General features: G+C 73.9%; 18 protein-coding genes. 11 read left to right on the top strand and 7 right to left on the bottom strand.

Features of this window, described 5'->3' with window-relative positions:
- Positions 1-10: 10 nt before the first annotated feature.
- Entirely contained in the window at positions 11-622 is a 612-nt protein-coding gene (locus tag AB0B63_RS25630) for a hypothetical protein (protein ID WP_357023066.1), read from the top strand.
- 140 nt (positions 623-762) lie between these two features.
- Here the strand turns inward: AB0B63_RS25630 and AB0B63_RS25625 are convergent, their stop codons facing one another.
- Both AB0B63_RS25625 and AB0B63_RS25620 read right to left on the bottom strand, forming a co-directional pair.
- Entirely contained in the window at positions 763-2,001 is a 1,239-nt protein-coding gene (locus AB0B63_RS25625; protein WP_357023147.1) for an FAD-binding protein, read from the bottom strand.
- A gap of 5 nt (positions 2,002-2,006) precedes the next feature.
- Positions 2,007-2,711, bottom strand: coding sequence for a hypothetical protein (locus tag AB0B63_RS25620; protein ID WP_357023063.1), 705 nt, complete (start codon positions 2,709-2,711; stop codon positions 2,007-2,009).
- Positions 2,712-2,792: 81 nt separating this feature from the next.
- Between AB0B63_RS25620 and AB0B63_RS25615 the strand changes: the two genes are divergently transcribed.
- Entirely contained in the window at positions 2,793-3,164 is a 372-nt protein-coding gene (locus tag AB0B63_RS25615; protein ID WP_357023060.1) for a hypothetical protein, read from the top strand.
- 61 nt (positions 3,165-3,225) lie between these two features.
- On the opposite strand, the gene AB0B63_RS25610 is transcribed toward AB0B63_RS25615, so the two are convergent.
- The 4 genes from AB0B63_RS25610 to AB0B63_RS25595 form a co-directional block, all read right to left on the bottom strand.
- On the bottom strand, positions 3,226-4,155 hold the full coding sequence (locus tag AB0B63_RS25610; RefSeq protein ID WP_219464177.1) for an LLM class F420-dependent oxidoreductase: 930 nt from the start codon (positions 4,153-4,155) through the stop codon (positions 3,226-3,228).
- Between the two features lie 130 nt (positions 4,156-4,285).
- Positions 4,286-5,323 carry a hypothetical protein gene (locus tag AB0B63_RS25605; protein WP_357023057.1) on the bottom strand — a complete coding sequence of 346 codons (1,038 nt, stop codon included), beginning with the start codon at positions 5,321-5,323 and terminating at the stop codon, positions 4,286-4,288.
- A complete protein-coding gene (locus AB0B63_RS25600) occupies positions 5,323-5,592 on the bottom strand; it encodes a hypothetical protein (RefSeq protein ID WP_357023054.1) in 270 nt (89 codons plus the stop codon). Before AB0B63_RS25600 ends, AB0B63_RS25605 begins: the two co-directional genes overlap by 1 nt.
- Positions 5,593-5,822: 230 nt before the next feature.
- Positions 5,823-6,206, bottom strand: coding sequence for a hypothetical protein (locus tag AB0B63_RS25595; RefSeq protein WP_357023144.1), 384 nt, complete (start codon positions 6,204-6,206; stop codon positions 5,823-5,825).
- Between the two features lie 194 nt (positions 6,207-6,400).
- Here AB0B63_RS25595 and AB0B63_RS25590 point away from each other — a divergent pair, with 194 nt between their 5' ends.
- From AB0B63_RS25590 to AB0B63_RS25560, 7 genes are all read left to right on the top strand, one after another.
- The gene (locus tag AB0B63_RS25590) at positions 6,401-6,706 is read left to right on the top strand and encodes a DUF6403 family protein (protein WP_219464181.1); all 306 of its coding nucleotides are present in this window, start codon (positions 6,401-6,403) and stop codon (positions 6,704-6,706) included.
- Positions 6,703-8,061: a hypothetical protein gene (locus AB0B63_RS25585; protein ID WP_357023050.1), complete on the top strand. Its 1,359-nt coding sequence runs from the start codon at positions 6,703-6,705 to the stop codon at positions 8,059-8,061. Before AB0B63_RS25590 ends, AB0B63_RS25585 begins: the two co-directional genes overlap by 4 nt.
- Positions 8,058-9,104 carry a hypothetical protein gene (locus tag AB0B63_RS25580; RefSeq protein WP_357023047.1) on the top strand — a complete coding sequence of 349 codons (1,047 nt, stop codon included), beginning with the start codon at positions 8,058-8,060 and terminating at the stop codon, positions 9,102-9,104. The genes AB0B63_RS25585 and AB0B63_RS25580 overlap by 4 nt, the downstream gene beginning before the upstream one ends.
- Before the next feature lie 196 nt (positions 9,105-9,300).
- The gene (locus tag AB0B63_RS25575) at positions 9,301-10,341 is read left to right on the top strand and encodes a DUF559 domain-containing protein (protein ID WP_357023044.1); all 1,041 of its coding nucleotides are present in this window, start codon (positions 9,301-9,303) and stop codon (positions 10,339-10,341) included.
- Positions 10,313-10,963, top strand: a complete 651-nt coding sequence (locus AB0B63_RS25570; protein ID WP_357023041.1) for a hypothetical protein — start codon at positions 10,313-10,315, stop codon at positions 10,961-10,963. The genes AB0B63_RS25575 and AB0B63_RS25570 overlap by 29 nt, the downstream gene beginning before the upstream one ends.
- A gap of 2 nt (positions 10,964-10,965) precedes the next feature.
- Positions 10,966-14,262: an ATP-binding protein gene (locus tag AB0B63_RS25565; RefSeq protein WP_357023038.1), complete on the top strand. Its 3,297-nt coding sequence runs from the start codon at positions 10,966-10,968 to the stop codon at positions 14,260-14,262.
- A gap of 81 nt (positions 14,263-14,343) precedes the next feature.
- Positions 14,344-14,955, top strand: coding sequence for a hypothetical protein (locus tag AB0B63_RS25560; protein WP_357023035.1), 612 nt, complete (start codon positions 14,344-14,346; stop codon positions 14,953-14,955).
- 28 nt (positions 14,956-14,983) lie between these two features.
- Here AB0B63_RS25560 and AB0B63_RS25555 read toward each other — a convergent pair whose 3' ends face one another.
- Positions 14,984-16,006 carry a PaaX family transcriptional regulator C-terminal domain-containing protein gene (locus AB0B63_RS25555; RefSeq protein ID WP_208568862.1) on the bottom strand — a complete coding sequence of 341 codons (1,023 nt, stop codon included), beginning with the start codon at positions 16,004-16,006 and terminating at the stop codon, positions 14,984-14,986.
- A gap of 291 nt (positions 16,007-16,297) precedes the next feature.
- On the opposite strand from AB0B63_RS25555, the gene AB0B63_RS25550 reads away from it, so the two are divergent.
- Positions 16,298-17,701, top strand: coding sequence for a PHB depolymerase family esterase (locus tag AB0B63_RS25550; RefSeq protein ID WP_357023032.1), 1,404 nt, complete (start codon positions 16,298-16,300; stop codon positions 17,699-17,701).
- Between the two features lie 267 nt (positions 17,702-17,968).
- Positions 17,969-18,871: a hypothetical protein gene (locus tag AB0B63_RS25545; RefSeq protein WP_208568860.1), complete on the top strand. Its 903-nt coding sequence runs from the start codon at positions 17,969-17,971 to the stop codon at positions 18,869-18,871.
- Positions 18,872-18,905 lie beyond the last annotated feature (34 nt).

The following is an 18,905-nucleotide window of genomic DNA, read 5'->3' as shown; positions in this document are numbered from 1 at the left end:
AGGGCAGCACGTGACCGAACACGCCACCACCGGCGGCACCCGCACCTCGACGCGGATCGCCCAGGCCATCACCGAGGTACTCCAGCCCGCCGTGTGGGCGGCTGCCATGCCCGTCGTCGTGGCGGTGCTCGCCGCCCGGACCGTCCCCGCCGGCCTCGGTTGGGGAGCGCTCGCGGCGCTGTTCACCGCCGTCGTGCCGTTCGGGGCGATCCTCTACGCCAAGCGCACCGGCCGGGTCACCGACCATCACATCAGCCGCCGGGAGCAGCGCAGAGGAGTGCTGCTCGTGGGTATCGCATCGGTCGCCGTGGGTCTGGCCCTGTTCGTGGCCCTGGGCGCTCCCCGGCCGCTGATCGCCGTGATCGCCGTGATGCTGGCCGTGCTGGCCGGCACCACCGCTGTCAACCAGGTGTGGAAGATGAGCGCCCACACGGCCGTCTCCGCCGGTGCGTGCACCGTCCTGGTCCTGCTGGTCGGGCCGGCGCTGGCCGTCGGGGTGCTCGTCGTGGCGCTGATCGGTTGGTCCCGGGTGCATCTCGGTGCGCACACCGTCGCCCAGGTGGTCGCCGGCGCGGTCTCAGGGACGGTGCTCGCGGCGGGGTTCTACCTGGCTGTCGTCTGAGCGACACGTCGACAGGTGGCGCGCTGTCCGGGGTGTAGGAGTGTCCCGTGCCGCGACGGGGGTGGGTGCGGGACACTCCCACACCCCGGACAGACCCGCCACCCGCAGCACCGGGGCGTCGGCCCCGACAGCCGACCCCGTCAGTCGCGCGGGAAGTAGCGGTCCAGCAGCGGGGTGCGGAACACCCCGGCCGGGTCCAGCTCGGTGAGCAGGGCGGCGAAGTCGGCGTACCGGGGGAAGGTGGCGGCGACCACGGCCGGGTCGAGGGTGAAGACCTTGCCCCAGTGCGGCCGGGGGTCGAACGGGGCCAGCCGGGCCTCGATCTCGGCCAGCACCGGCTGCACCGCCGCCGCGTCGTCGACCCAGGTGAAGTGCACGGCCAGCGTGTCGCGCCCCTGGTTGGGGCTGAGCCACAGCTCGTCGGCGGCGACGGTGCGCAGCTCACAGATCTGCAACACGGGGGCGATCCGGTCCCGCATCTCGTGCAGGGCGGCAAGCGCCTCCGCCCCCGCCGACCGGGGCAGGTGGTATTCGGACTGGATCTCGTCGCCGCTGCTCGGCATGAAACCGAGCCGGAAGTGCGGCAGCCGCTCGTGCCACGGGCCGGGCTCGCCGAACTGCGGGGTGCAGCTGACCGGATCCATGCCGGGCACCGGGTGCGCCGGCCGGTCGGCCGGGGTGGTGCCGAGCCAGTCCGGCTCCGGCGGCGGGGCGTCGGCGAGCTGCTTGCGCCAGACCTGGTCGATGTCCGTCGACCGCCAGGTGGTGAACCCGCTGACGCTGTACGCCGAGGCGAGCGCCGCGTCCAGGGCACCGACGGGCAGGCCCTCGCGGACGTACTGGCGGACGGTGAAGGTGGGCAGCACGTCCAGGGTGACCCGGGTGACCACACCCAGCGCGCCGAGCGACACCACCATGCCGGCGAACCGGTCGCCGGCGGACCGGTCGACGGTGAGCACCTCCCCGTCGGCGGTGACCAGTTCGAGGCCGGCCACGGCGGCGGCCAGGTTGCGGTTGCCGTCGCCGGAACCGTGGGTGCCGGTGGCGACCGCACCGGCCACCGAGATGTGCGGCAGCGAGGCGAGGTTGGCCAGGGCCAGCCCCTGCTCGTGCAGCCGGGTCGCCACGTCCCCGTAACGCAGCCCGGCGGCCACGGTCACGGTGCCGCGCTCCCGGTCGACCTCGACGGTGGGCGGCAACCCGGCCAGCGAGACCAGGTCGCCGGTGGTGTCGCCGATCCGGTTGAACGAGTGGCCGCTGCCGACCGCCCGCACCCGGTCACTGCCGGCGACCAGCCGGCGCAGCTCGTCGAGGGTGGTCGGCCGGTGGAAGGCGCGGGCGGCGTAGTGCACGTTGCCGGCCCAGTTGTGCCGGGGCACCCCGCTCACGCGTCGCCGCCCTCGGTCAGCGCCGCGTGCAGATCGTCCAACGCCTCGTCGACCTGCCTGACGTCGTAGCCGCGCAGGGCGACCGGCAGGCCCTGCGCCCTGGCGGCGGCCACCTCGTCGCGGACCGCCCGGCACCGCGCCGGGTCGTCCGAGTCCAGTGCCGCCCGGGCGTGTCCCACCAGTGTGTCGACCACGTCGGAACTGTACCCGCGCAGTCCGACGCTGAACTCGGCACCGGAACGGACCGCGACGTCGCGGTCGTCGCGGAACCGGTCGCCGGCGTACCGGGCCAGGGCCGCCGCGATCTCGTCGGGGTTCTCCCGCACCTGCCCCAGGTCGAGCAGTTCGGTCGCCGGCCGACCGTCGACCCGGGCGTCGGGCGGCAACCCCACACCCTCGACGGGTACGCCGAGCAGCCGCACCCCGCCGGTGCCGGGTGCCGGGCGGTCCAGCACGACCAGGGCCAGCTCGGCCCAGCGGAGCTGCCGGCGCAGGCCCCGTCGGCGTACGGTCAGGCCGTCGGCGTCGATGACGAACCGGAACGGTCGCAGGCTGTTGGCCAGCCCCACCCCGCCCAGCGCGACGCCCCCGAGGGCGGTGGTCGTCCGCAGCGGCCCGCCGCCGGTGGCCAGCAGCACCGTCCCGGCCAGTACGCACACCGCCGCCAGCACCTGCCGGCCCCGTTCCCGGTGCAGCTCCACGTCGTCTCCCCGTCGATGAGCGCGGTCCCGGTGCATCATCCGGCACGGTTGTCGACGGCGTCCACGGGGAACCATGGCGCGATGAGCAGCTACCGCGACCCGATCCTGCACGGCGACGTCTACCCGTCCGAGGAGGAGATCGACCCGACCGGGGTCGGCCTGGAGCCGGCGAGCGCCCCGCCGTCGGCGTACCCGCAGCGCGGTGTGCCGACGCCCGCGCCGCAGCCCCCGTCGACGCCCCCGGTGGCGGGGACCGGGGCGCACTCGATCGTCACCCACCACCTGGACGGGTCGACGCAGGTGGTGACGGACCTGGACGGGGACGGGATCGCCGACGTGGTCCAGTTCGACCTGGACGGGGACGGCATCGCGGACATCACCTACCTGGACAGCGACCGGGACGGCCGGTTGGACACCGTGGTACGCGAGCCGGGTGGCCGCCGCCACCGCTGACCACCCGCCGGTCCCCGCCTCCGGCCGGCCCCGGACTCCCGCCTGCCTGCGGTGGGCCGGGTCAGAGCTGGGGCATCACCTCGGCGGCGACCAGTTCCAACTGGTCCAGGTCGGCCAGGTCGAGCACCTGGAGGTAGATCCGCTCGCTGCCGGCCTCGGCGTAGCGGCCGATCGTGTCGACCACCTCGGCGGGGGTGCCGGCGACCCCGTTCTGCCGCAGCTCGGCCGGTTCCCGACCGATGACGGCGGCCCGACGGGCCACCTCGGCGTCGTCCCGGCCGCAGCAGAGCACCAGTGCGTTGGACCAGCGCAGGGTGCCCGGGTCGCGGCCGGCCTCGGCGCAGGCCGCGCGGACCCGGCCGAACTGGGCCACCGTCTCGTCGACCGAGACGAAGGGCAGGTTGAACTCGTCGGCGTACCGGGCGGCCAGGCGCGGGGTGCGCTTGGGGCCCTTGCCGCCGAGCAGGATCGGCGGGCGGGGCTGCTGCACCGGCTTGGGCAGCGCCGGGGAGTTGGCGACCGGGTAGTGCTTCCCGGCGTGGTCGAACCGCTCACCGGCCGGGGTCGCCCACAGCCCGGTGATGACGGCGAGCTGCTCCTCCAGCCGGTCGAAGCGCTCCCCCACCGACGGGAACGGGATGCCGTAGGCGGTGTGCTCCTCGGCGAACCAGCCGGCGCCGATGCCCAGCTCGACCCGGCCGCCGCTCATCTGGTCGACCTGGGCGACGGTGATCGCCAGCGGGCCGGGCAGCCGGAAGGTGGCCGCCGTGACCAGCGTGCCGAGCCGGATCCGGGAGGTGTCCCGGGCCAGCCCGGCCAGGGTGGTCCAGGCGTCGGTGGGGCCGGGCTCGCCGGTGGACGACCCCATCGCCACGTAGTGGTCGGAGCGGAAGAACGCGCCGTAGCCGGCGTCCTCGGCGGCGCGGGCCACCGTGAGCAGTTGGTCGTAGGTGGCGCCCTGCTGGGGCTCGGTGAAGATCCGCAGTTCCATGCCCCGAGCATAGGGAGCCGGGCGGGCACCCGCCCGGGCTCCACCGGCAGCTCATATACCGTGACAGGCATATGCCGCGCGTTCCGCCCCGACCCGCCGGCTCGGCGACGGCTGACCCGCGCCCCGCGCCTCAGCCGAACGGCCTGGTCGCGTACGCGGCGCGCAGGGCGGCCAGGCCCGGCTGCTTCGGCGTCAGGGTCCCCCAGCCGGAGTTGAAGTAGTTCGCCCGCACGATCCGGGGCCCCCGCTCCGCGTTGAGCCGGGCCAGGGCCGGTGGCACGGTGGCGATCCAGGCCGCCTGGTCGGGAAGGGCGGACGCCTGCACCCCCCACTCGGCGATGATCACCGGTCGGGAGAGCGCCACCGGCCCGAGGTCCGCCACCGCCCAGTCCCACGTCCGGCGGAACCGGCCCAGCGCGGTGTGGGTCGGGTCGGTCGCGTAGACGTTCCACTGGAGGAAATCCACCCGGGACATCAACGCCTCCGGATGGGTACGCCGGAAGGCGGCCCGATCGAAGCCGCCCGAGCCGACCGAGAAGGTGGTGCCGGCGGGCAGGCCCCGGGCCCGCAGCCAGTTCACCACGTAGGTCAGCGCCTGCACCGCGCGGGCGTCCGACTCGGCCCAGGTGAACGACACCCCCGACTCGGTGGTGCCGAACTCGTGGTCGGTGTCCAACTCCGAGGCGAGTTGCAGGTTCACCGGGAACCCCAGCGTCCGGTACTGCGACAGGGCGCGGGCGAGCAGCCCGTCGCACTGACCGGCGAGCACCTGCCCGTACCCGTACGCCCGGGGCCAGGTGGTGCCCGGACGCTGCTGGATGGTCATCGCCGGCGCGGGAACGGTCCAGTTCACCCCGTCGACGGTGAACGTCTGCGCGCCGGGGCTACCCGCGCCGTAGTGCTTCAACTCCAGCACCATGTTCGGCGCGACCCCGGCCCGACCGAGATCACGCAGCCAGGACATGCCGTAGCCGGGGAAGACGTAGGCGTCGGCGAGGCTGCGGTACTGGGTCAGCGAACGGAAGTTCCCGCCCACCATGTCCCCCGTCGGGTCGGCGTTGCCGGCCAGGTAGTAGCCACCCCACACCGGGGGCGCCAGGGCGTAGTCGACCGCCGCGCTGGCGGTACGTCCACCCTGGTCACGTACCGTCACGGTGACCCGGGGCATCAGGCCACCGCCCGGTACACGGCGGTCGTCCCGGTGTCCGAGACCTTCGTCCAGGCCCGGCCGGAGTCGTCGGCTACCTCGACGCCGAGCGGGTCGATCACCGCGGTGACCCGCACCGGGGCGCTGCTGTTGCCGTCCGCGTCGGTCAGCACGATGGTGACGGTCACGGGGCGGGTGTCCGGGTCGGCGTAGCCGACGGTGAGCGTCATCGGCTCACCCGGGGAGTAGGTCGAGGCGTCGAGGCTGGCGGTCACGGTGGGAGCGGCCATCCCGGCCCCTCCTTCCTTGCTGGCCCGGTCGACGGACGCGACGCCCGCCGGCCGGAGATGGTGACGTCGTTGTCCGGACCGGGCGGTGGCGGCCGGGCGCGGTCACCACCGGCCGGCCGGGCGGGTGCGCCGCGCCTCCCCGGCCACACCCCCATCCACCTGCGTCAACAGTGCCCCCTACCGGCCCCGGGCGTCCTGTCGGCAATCCGCCAGCAGGGCCGGCGGTGAAGTCACCGGGTGCGGCGGCGGAGCAGATGGGTGCCGAGACTGACCAGGGTGCTGCCGACGCCGGTGCCGAGCAGCACCAGCACCGCCCCCACCACCCACAGCCCCGAGTCGTCGGTGGCCGCCGCGTGCCCCGACCAGCAGGCCGTGAACGCCACCGTCATCACCGGCGCGACCAGCACCGGGCTGAGCAGCCACCCGGCGACGGCGGCGACCACGACCAGGGTGAGCACCGCGCCGACGACCTGCCAGACCGCGTACGGGCCGCTGGTCGCGCCGGTCCGCGGGTCCGTCGAGTAGCCGCTCTCCCACCCCAGCCAGGCCACCCAGGTGCCGATCGTCGCGGCCGCGAGGAGCACACCGCCGAGCAGGGTACGGGTACGCGTCATCTGCACGCCCCGATCATCGTCCGCCGGCTGGGTCACCGGATGAGCACCCGTACTCACGATCACCGTCACACCACCCATCGCAGCGACAACTGCCCTGGTCGGGGCCCGTGTGGCGCGGGTTGACCCGATCAGCGAGACTCGGTCGGACCACCCCCGGGGGCCGTCCCCCGGACCCCGGCGAACGGTTGGAGCCCATGGCACACCCCTACCTGTTCTGGCTGGCCGGCGCGGTGCTGCTGGTGGCCGCGGGCGTGGTGACCACCCTGCTGCCCCACCGTCGGGCCCGCTCCGAGCAGCGGCGGACCGCCTGGTCGGCCGCGCGGGCGGCGATCGACAGCGCGGCCGTCAGCCGGGACGCCGCGCCGGACCGGGTGCCCGAGGCGGAACGGTTGCTGACCCGCGCCGAGTCGCTCGCGGGTGCCCGCGGCGGGGTGGACGCGGCGCGGGCGGCGGCCGAACACGCCCGGCAGGCCGACCGGTTGTGGCGGGGACAGCGATGAGCGCCCGCGGATACCGCCGCCTGGCCGAGCCGTTGCGCTGGGCGCTGCTCGGGGTCGCCGTGCTCGTGCTGGTGGTCTTCCTGCTCGCCCAGCGGCAGCAGGGCATCGACGTCAGCTACGGCCGGTCACCGGCGTCGACGGCCGGGGTCGCCACGGACAGCGCCGGCACCGCCGACCGGGCCACCGTGCCGTCGGTGGACGAGATGACCGCGCTGGTCGCCGCCGCGCCGGTGGTACGCCTACCGGGGGCGGTGGCGTACTGGAACGAGCAGCGGGTCCGGGAGGTGGCCGGCGACACCCGGATCCTGGTCGCCCCACCCGGCCTCGACAAAGATGAACGCGAGCGGGTCCGGGACGTGGAGAACGCCACGATCCGGGTGATCGGTACCGAGGTCAGCGGCGGTTTCTACCAGGCCAGCTCCGACACGCTGCCCGCCTGGCGGGCGCAGTTCGCCACCGGGGACGTGACCGACCTGCTGATCGCCCTGATCACCGCGCTGCGCAAGGAGTCCACCCAGGCCGACCGGGACGAGTTGCGCTGGCGCGAGCCGAGCGGGCCGGAGCTGACCGCCGTCCTGACCGACCTGCGGGCGACCGGTAGGCACGTCGCGCCCGGCGCGACCCTCACCGACGTGCCCGAGACCGCCGCCCGCAACGCCTTTCCCGACGGCGCCTGGTACGTCGCGCTGCCCGTGCAGCGCTACGGCGAACCCCTGCCCCGGTACGGCCCCGCCCTGAGCGCCCAGTTCCCCGACCAGCCGATCGTGGTGATGTACGGGCTCTGGATCGAATACCACGGGCCCGGCGCGGCGGACTTCGCGGAGCTGGCCGGGGCGAGCTTCTACGGCCAGTTCGCCAGCGTGCTCAGCCGCTCCGACTATCCGCAGCGCAACGTGCTGGGCGTCTACCTCAACCGGGTCACCGACCTGCGCTACGCGGGCCTGTTCGAGCGGCCGTTACCCTACCGGCCGGCCGATCCGCTGCGGGTGGCGCTGCCGGCGCTGCCGTGGCTCTTCGCGGGCTGCGTGGCGGCGTTCCTGATCCTGTCGGCCCGGTCGCTGCGCCGCCCCGACCGGGGGCTGGGCCGCCGACGGGACACCGCCCCGGTCCGGCTGGCCGGGTTGACCGCGCTGGCCGTCGAGGTGTCCCTGCTGACCGACGCCCGCAGCAACCCGGCGCTGACCCGGGGCATCGTCGCGCTCCAGGCCGCCCGGTCGGCATGGGAGGAGAAGCTGCCCGCCCGGCACGTCCGTACGCTGCTCGACGAGGCGACGGCCGAGTTGGACGACACCGCCCGCCAGGTCGGCATCGCCAGTTACCGCCCGGACAACTACCTGCGAGGCCGGCTGTCATGACCCGTTCCGACTCCCGGCGGACCGGTGCCGGCCCCTCCCGGCCGCAGCGCGCCGATCCGTCCCGGCGGACCGGTGCCGGTGCCTCCCGGCGGCAGCGTGTCGTCGGCCTGCTCGGTACCCCGTTCGGCCTGGCCGTGCTGGCCTGCCTGGCGCTGGCCGGCTGGGCGGTGTGGAGCGGCGGGGCGCTGGACGGGCCGGTCGCCCGGCAGGTGCGCACCACGTCGTTCTATGCCGACCCGGGGCTCGACGTGGACCGGGCCGCGGCGGAACGGATCATCGGCAACCGTCGGCTGGTGGTGATCCTGCGCTCCCCCGGGGCCGACCTGCGCGACACCTGCAAGCAGGTGCACCGGGCCGCCGACGGGACGGTCGTGCTGGTGCTCAGCCGCGACGGCGACGGCGACGACTACGACTACGACACCTACGGCTGCGCCCTGGTGCCCGGATACGACAAGAAGAACCTGGGCAAGGCCGCCGCCGCAGAAATGATCATCGGCCGGGGCATCGACACCTTCGCCGACCGCCCGCTGGAGGCGGTGAAGGTCATTGCCGTCAACTACGACCGGCTGGTCAAGGCCGGCACCGTACCCGACGGGGCCCGCACGATCAGCCCGTCGCTGCCCCGGTTCCTGCTCGCCGCCGCGGCGGTGACCGGGGTCGTCGCCGGAGCGTCGCTGCTCTACCTCGGCGGCCGGCGGGCCGGGCGGCTGGCGGCGACCCGGCGGGTCCGCCGCGACGGGCTCACCGACAGCCGCAGCGCGCTCAGCGCCGCCACCGCCGGGCTCGCCCAGCAGATCATCGACCTCGACCCGCAGTACGCCCTGCTGTACGGGCGTCAGGGCGACGACAGCGGCTTCGCCCGACGCTACCGGCAGTTGACCTCCGACCATGCCGCCCTGCTCGACCGGTTGGCGACCCTGGACGACACCGACGAGGCAGCCGTCGGGAAGCTGACCGCCCACGTCGAGTCGCTGAGCCGCCGGGCGCAGGCGCTCGCCGACAAACAACCGGAGCGACACGACGCGCAGCCGGAGAAGAGCTAGCTCCTGCCGGTTCCGTCGCGCGGTCGGGTGTCCGAAGCACGACTGACCGGGGACAGCTATGGCGCTGGCGGCGAACCGCTTCGTAGTGTGTTCGGGTTCGTCCGATGGCCGCCCGGGGAGGATGAGGACCGCTGAGTTCCACCCGATCCGCTCCCCCTCCGGAGAGGGTCATCGCGGTCCGCGCCGGTGACCGGCCATGAGTCTCGTCCGTCAACTCGCCGCATTGCCCACGGATCGCGTCGTGCAGATTCCGGGGGTGCCCACCGGCACCGTCGCGGCAACCGTCACCGGGGAACCGGTCGGCCCGGCCGCCGTCGTGCTGCAACCCGGCCCGACCCGTACCGCCGGTTCCTTCGTCCACGCCGTCCTCGACGAGCTGGAACGGGTGGCGGTGGGGCTGCTGCCGGGGTGGCTCCCCGAGGCCGCCGACCTCCCCCGCGCCGACCCGTACGGCCTGACCGCCGTCCGGGCCGCCGCGATCGCCCGGGCGCGGGGCTCCGCGCACTCCGCCGCGTTCCTGGCGTACCTGGCCACCGTGGCGTTGTCCGGCCGACGACCACCGGTCGACCCGTTCCCCCCGGAGATCCGGTGTCCGGGGCTGACCCGGGTGGTGGCGCAGGGGTTCGGACGCCCCCAGGCGAATCTGCTGATCGAGGTGCCCGCCGGCCTCGACCCGGCCGGCGAGCAGGCCGTCGTGGCGGGCGCGGAGTGGCTGTGTCACCACGGCCGGGTCGGCGTGTGGTTGGCCGGCGCACCCTTACGGCACGAGGACCGGGTGGTCACCGTCCCGCTCACCCCGGCGGCGGACGAACACCCCGCGGCGGTGCCGACGACACCCCCGCAGGTCGTCGGACGCCCCCACCCCGGCAGCCCGACCGAGGCGCTGCTGGAGGCCGCCCTGGCCGGCCAGAGCTGGTCGGCGGGCCGGGTCTGGAACCGGTACCACCAGCCGCACCCCCTCTCACCCGCGGTCTGCCTGGACCTGCTCTGGCCCGATGAGCGGTGTGTCGTCGAGATCGACGGCCCGGAGCACTGCCGGCCGGACCGGTTCGAGGCGGACCGGCAACGCGACGTGCGGTTGCAGCTGGACGGTTACGCCGTCCTGCGCTTCACCAATGCCCGAATCAACCACGACGTCGGGGCGGTGGTGCACCAGATCGGCACCCTGATCCGGGCCCGGCGACGTGACCTGGCGGAAGGAAGATCCCATGGCCGGCGACGACCTCACCCCCTCTGAGGCCGCGATCCTGTTCGTGTTGATGGCGGAGGCCCGGGAGGTGCCCAACACCGAGTTGCGCAACCGGTACGGCGTCGACGTGCGCAAGTCCTACCGGGACAAGCTCAACCGCCTCGGATTCGTCGACAGCCGCCGGGAGGGCAACACCTTCCTGCACCAGCTCGCCGACAAGGGTTGGGTCCGGGTGCAGGAGGATCTGCCCTTCCAGTCGGCGCAGGGCCGCATCCTCGGCGGGGCGCTGACGGCGTTGCAGGTCAACCTGCGGGACCGGGTCATGGTCCGCAGCGACTACCGCTCGTTCGGTGAGCTGTTCGCGCTGACCGACGTACGGGCCGGTACGGCGGCGCCGGACCTGCGGCGGACCCTGGGTCTGCGCGTCCGGCACGCGTACGCGGCGCTGGCCGCCGAGCCGGGGGCCTGGGTCAGCCTGACCCGGCTGCGGCCGTTCTTCGGCGACGTCGACCCCGCCGACCTCGACGAGGCGCTGCGGGACCTGGAGCGCGAGCCGGACGTGGACATCGTCCCGGAATCCAACCAGAAGGCGCTCACCTCGGCGGACGTGGCGGCGGCCCTGCGGCTGGGCGGCCAGGACAAGCACCTGCTGGCGATCGGGGTGGGATGACCGTGGCGGAGCACGCGGCCCTGGCGGCGCTCAGGCTCGACTGGGCGCCGGTGCCCGACGACGTCTGGCGGCCCTCGCCGTTCCATGTGGAGGGTCTGCACACCGCCGTGGCCCGCGACGTCCTCGCCGGGGTGGCCGACGCCCGGGACAGCGCCGACAGCAGCCCGATCGGGTTGGTGCTGCAGGGTCAGCGTGGCTCGGGCAAGACCCACCTGCTGGGCTGGATCCGCCAGCAGGTGCAGCAGCAGGGCGGCTACTTCTTCCTGGTCGGGCTGCTCGACGCGCACGGCTTCTGGGACAGTGTGCTCGCCTGCATGCTCGACGGGCTGTCCCGCCCGGTGCCCGACGCCGAGAGCCAGCTCCGGCTGCTGCTGCGCCGGCTCTCCTCGATGGTCGGGGCGCCCCGCTCGGCCCGCCGGGCGGTGATGGGTGACACCGAACTGACCCGGCCGGCCCTGGACGCGTTCGTCGACGGGCTCGTCGGGTACGCCCCGCACGTGGCGCGCGCCTGCCGGGAGACGGCCCGGGCGCTCGCGCTGAGCGCCTCGGAGGACGGCACCCACCGCGACATCGCGGAGAACTACTTCACCTCCGGTGAGGAGGGGGAGCCGGGCGAACGTGGCGCCTGGGGCATGCGACGGGCACCCCGCAACGCGCAGCAGATCGTCCAGGAGATCTCCTGGCTGCTGGCCCTCACCGGCCCGTCCGTGATCGCCGTCGACCAGATCGACACCCTGATCGCGCAGTCCGTGGCCGCCGGTGACGTCCTGCGCCACCGGTCGGGCGGGCAGGACGACCCGGAGCAGGCCGCCGTGCACGCCCGGATCGCCGACGGCCTGATGTCACTGCGCCAGCTCACCCGCCGCACGCTCACCCTGGTGGCCTGCCTGCCGACCTCGTGGACGATCATCACGAGCCGGACGGTGGACACGGTGAGCGACCGGTTCCGGGTGGCACCCCGGCTCACCACCATCCACGACGCCACCCTGGCCCGGCAGATCGTCGAGCGGCGGTTCGCCGCCCGGTTCGCCGAGCGCGGCTTCGTACCCCCGTATCCGTCGTGGCCGGTGCGGCCCGAAGCCTTCGCGCAGGCCGCGCAGATGACACCCCGGCAGTTGCTGATCGACATCGACCGGCACGTCCGGGCCTGCGTCGCCGCCGGTGAGGTGCGGGAGCTGACCCGGCTCGGTGCCACGGCGGAACCGCGACCCCACCGCCCGCGCCTGTCCCCCGTGGGGGACCTGGAGCGCTTCGACACCAGGTTCGCCCAGCTCAAGAGCGAGGTCGACGTGTCCGGCCCGCTGGCCCGCGACAGCGAGGACAGCACGGTCCCCGCCCTGCTCGCGGCGGGCCTGACCGCCTGGGTGGTGGAGCGCGGCGAGGGTGGTGGATCGTTCAGCGTGGATCCGCCGCCGAGCGCCCAGCCGCCGCTGCACGCCCGGCTCCGGCTCACCCTCGACGAGGCCACCGAGGACCAGGTCCACTGGTGTTTCCGGGCGATCAGCGAGGAGCACCATGCGATCGCCGCGCTCACCCGGCTCCGCAAGGCGTGCACGGTGGCGGGGCTCGACGCCCGGGTGACCCGCCGCAAGCTCTTCCTGCTCCGCAACGGCGCCTGGTCGGGCGGGGCCAAGACCCGGCAGGCGATCGCGGCCTTCACCCGGGCCGGCGGGACGATCCTCCCGCTGGACCCCGAGGATCTCCGCATCCTGGGGGCCCTGCGGGTCATGCTCGCCGAGTCACCCGTCGACCTGCGGGGTTGGCTGACCGCCCGTCGACCGACCCGGAACGTCACCGTGTTGCGACAGGCCCTGGGTTCCGTGGCCGACTGGCTCCCCGACCCTCCCGGTGGCGACGCAACCGATGCGGCGGTACGACCGCACCGCACCGAACCGGACCGCACCGCACCGGTCGCCGCCGGACCGGTCGCCGCCGGACCGGCCGAGACGACGACGGCCGACCTGGCACCGGCCGAGACGGCACCGGCGGGGGCGGGTGACGTGGGGGCGGGTGACGGGCGCTCCGGGGCGGGGCGGGGTGATCCGCCGCCGGCCGACGGTGGGCAGGCCGGTCCGCACCTCATCGTGGGGTACGACCACCGCACCGGTGCACCCGTGCCGCTCTCCCTCGAAGCCCTCCGCAAGCACACCACCCTCTTCGCCGGCTCCGGGTCCGGCAAGACGGTGCTGATCCGGCGGATCCTGGAGGAGTGTGCCCTCGCCGGGGTCTCCGCCATCGTCCTCGACCCCAACAACGACCTGGCCCGGCTCGGTGACGGGTGGCCGGAGCCACCGCCGCAGTGGCGTGCCGGGGACGCGGAGAAGGCCGATGCGTACCTCGCCGGGACCGACGTACTGGTGTGGACGCCGCGCCGGTCGTCGGGTCGCCCGCTGAGCTTCCAGCCGCTGCCGGACTTCCGCGGTGTGCGCGACGACCCCGACGAGTTCCACGAGGCCGTCGAGGCGGCTGTCGCCGCGCTGGCGCCCCGTGCCCAGCTGACCGGTCGTACCAACAAGGTCCACCTGGGGCTCGCCGTGCTGCGTAAGGCCGTCGAGCACTACGGCCGGCGCGGCGGCAGCCGGGTGCAGGGCCTGATCGACACTCTCGCCGACCTGCCGGACGGGCTGCTGGACATCGACGGGGCGGACAAGATCGGGGTGGGGATCGCGCAGTCGCTGGCGGCGGCGATGGTCAACGATCCGCTGTTCGGCGGCGAGGGCAGCCCGATGGACCCGGGGCTGCTGTTGACCCCCGAGCCGGGCCGGCGGGCGCGGATCTCCGTCATCAGCCTCGTCGGCCTGCAATCCGACGAGGCCCGGCAGGGCTTCGTCAACCAGTTGCAGATGGCGCTGTTCGCCTGGATCAAGCAGCATCCGGCGAACGACCGGCCGCTGCTCGGGCTGCTGGTGATGGACGAGGCGCAGACGTTCGCCCCGTCCGGCGCGATGACCGCGTGCACCCAGAGCACGCTGGCGCTGGCGGCCCAGGCCCGCAAGTACGGCCTGGGCCTGATCTTCGCCACCCAGTCGCCCAAGGGGCTGCACAACCGCATCCCGGGCAACGCGGCGACCCAGCTCTACGGCCGGCTGAACAGCCCGATCCAGCTGGAGGCGGCCCGGGAGATGGCGAAGGCGAAGGGCGGCGACGTCGCCGACATCTCCCGCCTCGGCACCGGTGAGTTCTACCTCGCCGCCGAGGGTGCCGCGCCGGTGAAGATCCGTACCCCGCTGTCGCTCAGCCACCATCCGCGCAGCCCGCTCACCGCCGAGGAGGTGCTGGAACGGGCCCGCCGCCGGTGAGCCGACGGCCGCCGACCTGCGGATCTTGCCATCGGGATCTAGCGTGGAAGGAGCCTGTCCACCGGCAGTAAAGGATCATCGATGTTGCGCAAGCATCTGGTCGGGTTGATCGTCGGCGTCGTCTTCATCGCGGTGCTGGGGGCCGCCGCCGTGGTCTGGCTCACGCTCAACAAGCCGGAGTCGACCGGGCCGGGGTCGGACGCGGCGGCACCGGCCGGGGCGACCGCCGCCGGGCCCGCGCAGCCGACGTCCGGCAACCCCGCCGCGTCGACCGACGGGCCTGACGCGGACGCGGGCACGGCCGCTTCGGCGTCGCCGGAGTCCGGCCCACGGCGGATGAGTCGCCTCCTCTACGACGACGGGCAGAACACGGCGACCGTCACGGGTCTGGAGATGACGGCGGGTACGGTGCGGGTGCAGCTGCGTTATACGACCCGGTCCCCCGGCGGCTGGGTGCTCAGCTGCCCGGCCCGGGCGGCGGATCTCCAGTCGTCGCATCTGACGCTGGCCGACGGCCGGGAGGTCTTCCCGGTCGACACGTACTGCACGTCGCAGCGGCCCGGCACGGATTTCACCCTGCGGCCCGGTGCGGTCCTGGAGAGCTGGGGCGTGTTCCCGGTCGTGCCGTCCGGCGACAGCCCCTTCTCCCTCACCTGGTACGACCTGGGCACCGTGGAGGGGCTGAAACTCTGAGCGGGCCGAGGGGCCGGCAGTGGCCGGGTCAGTGCGACGGGGACGACTCCGCCAGGTCGGTGTCGGCTGTGGGTGGGGCGGAGCTGCGGGCTTCGGTGGCGCACACCCCGGCGAGGAGGTCGGCGGTGCTGTGCGCCCGCACGTCGGCGTACGTGCCGTCGGCGAACCGGGCGACGACGGCCCGGACGTGCCGCTCGGCGGTGTCGGCGAGCCCGTCGTAGACGGCGGCGAAGGTCTCCCGGGCGGGGCCGCGCAGCCAGCCGGCGGGCAGCAGCCGCAGCGGTAGCTGCGGGTCGAGGGTGGGGAAACGCCGGAAGGTGTCCATCACCTCGGTCCGGGCCCGTACCGCCTCGGCGCCGTCGACCTGACCGGCGGCGATCCGCGGCAGGAGGGGCCGCCAGCGCCGCAGGAAGCTCTCGTACTGGGCGGCGACGGCCGCGACGTCCCAGGCGTCGAGCGGGTCGCGCCCGGCGACCGCGTCGAGGTCGACCCGCCGGCCCCGGAAGACGGTCACCGCGCCGAGGTGCAGCTGGGTGAGCTGGGCCCGGGCCTTCGGGGTCAACTCGTGCGGGGAGATCCACAGCCCGTCGTACAGCGGCGCGTAGCCCAGCCAGCGCAGCCGGCCACGCAGGGCCCGCCGTTGCGCGCTGCGCTCCTGCGGCAGGGAGAAGGCGACGAGCGTCCAGCACTCGTCCCACGGTTGGGTCGTGGTGGTGGCGGCCATCACCCAGCTGCCGCCGACGGAGAGGCTGACGGCGGCGGACCGGCTGAGCCGGTACGAGCTGCGCCGCCCCTGCCGGCTGCCCTCCAGGACGCCCCGGCGGGCCAGTCGGCTGATCACGGTCCGCGCGCCGGCGAGGCTGACGTGCGACTCGGCCAGCAGCGCGACGATGGCGGCGGACGGCAACCAGGCACGGGTACGCAGGGTGTAGTCGGCCAGCAGGGTCACCGCGACGCCCTGGGGCGAGTTGCCGGCCTGCCGCCGGGGCAGCCGTACCGGGTGGTCCCCGTCGTCGGGGAATATCTCCTCGATGTCGAACGGGTGTGGCACGGGACGCTCCGGGCTCGGCTCGGCGACGGTGGCACCGACTGTAGACGGCGTACCCGGGCCCGCCTACCGGGCGTGGTTCCACGGTGGACCGGGCGTACGTCGGTGATCGACCAGTGTATCGAGGCCATTCGATTGACACTTGTCGGACCGAAGAGAACACTAAGTGCCATGCAATGCCACCTCGGGCCGGGGCAGGGCATGCCGGACGCCAAGGGCCGGCGCGGACGACACGGGCATCCGGGCGCACCCGTGCCGCGCGGCCGATCTCAACCTGTGAGGGAGTCACGCCCCATGAGAATCAGACGGAAACTGTTACTCGCCCTGGCGGCGCCACTGGTGGCCACTCTGACGGCCGCCGCCCTGGTGGTACCGACGCTCCAACCGGCGTACGCCGCGTCGTTGGTCGAGGTGACCAACTTCGGCGACAACCCCGGCCGGATGCGGATGCACATCTACGTACCGAACACCCGCCCGACCAACCCGGCGGTCGTGGTCGCCATGCACGGTTGCGGCGGCACCGGCCCCGGTTTCTACTCCAGCAGCGAGTTCGCCTCGCTGGCCGACCGGTACGGCTACATCGTGATCTACCCGTCCGCGACCCAGCAGGCCGGCTTCGGCAACTGCTTCGACACCTGGTCGGACGCCGCGAAGCGCCGGGGCGGTGGCAGTGACCCGGTGTCGATCGTCTCGATGATCAACTATGCCCAGCGGCAGTACGGCGGCGACCCCCGCCGGGTGTTCGCCACCGGCAGTTCCTCCGGCGGCATGATGACCAACCACATGCTGGCGCTCTACCCCGACGTGTTCGCCGCCGGGGCCGCCTTCATGGGGGTGCCCTACAACTGCTTCGCCAACGCCGCCGACTACCCGCCCGGCGCCAGCCAGTGCACCGGCGGGAACATGAACCGCACCCCGCAGCAGTGGGGTGACGCGGTCCGCCAGCAGGCGTACCCCGGTTACTCCGGTCCCCGGCCGAAGGTGCAGCTGTGGCACGGCACCGCCGACACCCTGGTGCCGTACTCGCTGCTCCAGGAGACCATCGAGCAGTGGACCAACGTGTTCGGGCTCAGCCAGACACCCACCTCCACCGACACCCCCCAGGCCAACTGGAACCGCCGCCGCTACGCCGACGCCAGCGGCAACGTCCTCGTCGAGGCGTACAGCGTCCAGGGTGCCGGGCACAGCCTGCCCTCCGGTGGGATGGCCGCCGTCGCCCTCGGGTTCTTCGGCCTGACCAACCCGACCCCGACCACCCCGCCGCCGACCACCCCGCCGCCGACGACCCCGCCGCCGACCACCCCGCCTCCTACCACGCCGCCGCCGACCACGCCGCCGCCGACGACCCCGCCGCCGACGACCACCCCGCCGCCCAGCTCCGGGGCCTGCCGGGTCACCGCCAGCGTCAACGCCTGGAACAGCGGCCTGACCGAGAACCTGACCATCACCAACACCGGTTCCAGCGCTGTCAACGGCTGGTCGCTGGTCTTCACGCTGCCCGGCGGTCAGAGCATCACCTCCGGGTGGAACGCCTCCTACTCCCCCTCGTCCGGCCAGGTGACGGCCCGTAACGCCAGCTACAACGCCGCCATCCCGGCCGGCGGGTCGGTCGACATCGGATTCCAGGCCAACCACACCGGCAACACCGCCAAGCCCACCTCGTTCACCCTCAACGGCGCGGCCTGCACGGTCGCCTGACCCCGCCCACGGGTGCGGGGACGGTCCCCGCCCGACCACACCGCCACCACGACTCTCCCCCGCCCGCCGTCGGGCGGGGGAGAGCGCGACGACGGTGTCGCAAGCACGGCAGCGGGTGGGAAGCGCCGAGCGCGGTGGCGGCGGGTCCGGCGGCGACAAGCGCTCCGACATCGACCCCGGCCATTTCGGAAAACGTACGTGGCCGGTGCGACACCCCCGTCGTAGTACCCTGTCGGCCAGCGTTCCGGCAAGGCGGAAGGACCTCCCGTGGCGGCGTTCTACCTCTCCTCCATCGCCCATCTGCACGGGACGAAACACCTCGTCCGGGAGCTGGACGAGGTGGGTGCCGACAATCCACGGCTGCTCGACGACGGGCTGGAGTCGTATGGAGTGACGACAATGTCCTCGATCGAGATGGCCGGCGAGGTCGGTGCGCGTGCGCTCGCCGGCGGGCTGGTGCCGGACGCGATCGTCTACGCGACGGAGACCGCTGACGGGGACGGCGTACGCAGGAACAACGTGCGCCTCGCCCGGGCCGTGGACGCACCCGGCGCCGCGACCCAGACCGTCGCCGGTCACGGGTGCGCCAACCTCGGCCTGCTGCTGGGCACGGTCCAGGGGCTGTTCGCGACGACCGACGTCGACACCGTCCTCGTCGTCACCGCGGACCGTGTCGTCGGTCGCGGCCGGATGATGGACGCGGAGCTGTCGGTCCTCAGTGACGGTGCCGCCGCAGCCCTGGTGACCCGGCACCGGCCGGCGGGTGACGGGCTCGTCCTGCTCGTCAACGGCATGGCGCTGCGCAGCGACTGGCGCGGTGACCTCACCGACAACAGCCCCGCCGCGCAGCGCCGCAACGTGCTGCTCGGCCGGTCGGCCGTCAAGGCCGCCCGGGAGGCCACCGGTCGCGGTCCGCGCGACTTCACCCACGCCCTGTTCAACAACTACCGGCTGCCCGCCCAGCGGTTCCTCACCGGCGCGGCCGGCTACTCCTTCGACCAGCTGCTGCCCGGTCGCCTGGCCGCGCACGCCCACGAGTTCGCCGCGGACCTGCTCGTCAACGCCGACCTGCTGGCCGCCGACGGCGTGCTCACCGCCGGCGACCGGCTGGCGCTCGTGGCCACCGGACCACACTCCTGGGCCGTGATCGACGCCGAGGTCGTCGGCTAGGCCCGGTATCGCAGCAGGTGGTGACTAGACTCGC

Source organism: Micromonospora sp. NPDC049081, from assembly GCF_040648835.1.
In the GTDB taxonomy this organism is placed as follows: Bacteria; Actinomycetota; Actinomycetes; order Mycobacteriales; family Micromonosporaceae; genus Micromonospora; species Micromonospora antibiotica.
This window is presented reverse-complemented; position numbering and strand designations above follow the sequence as displayed.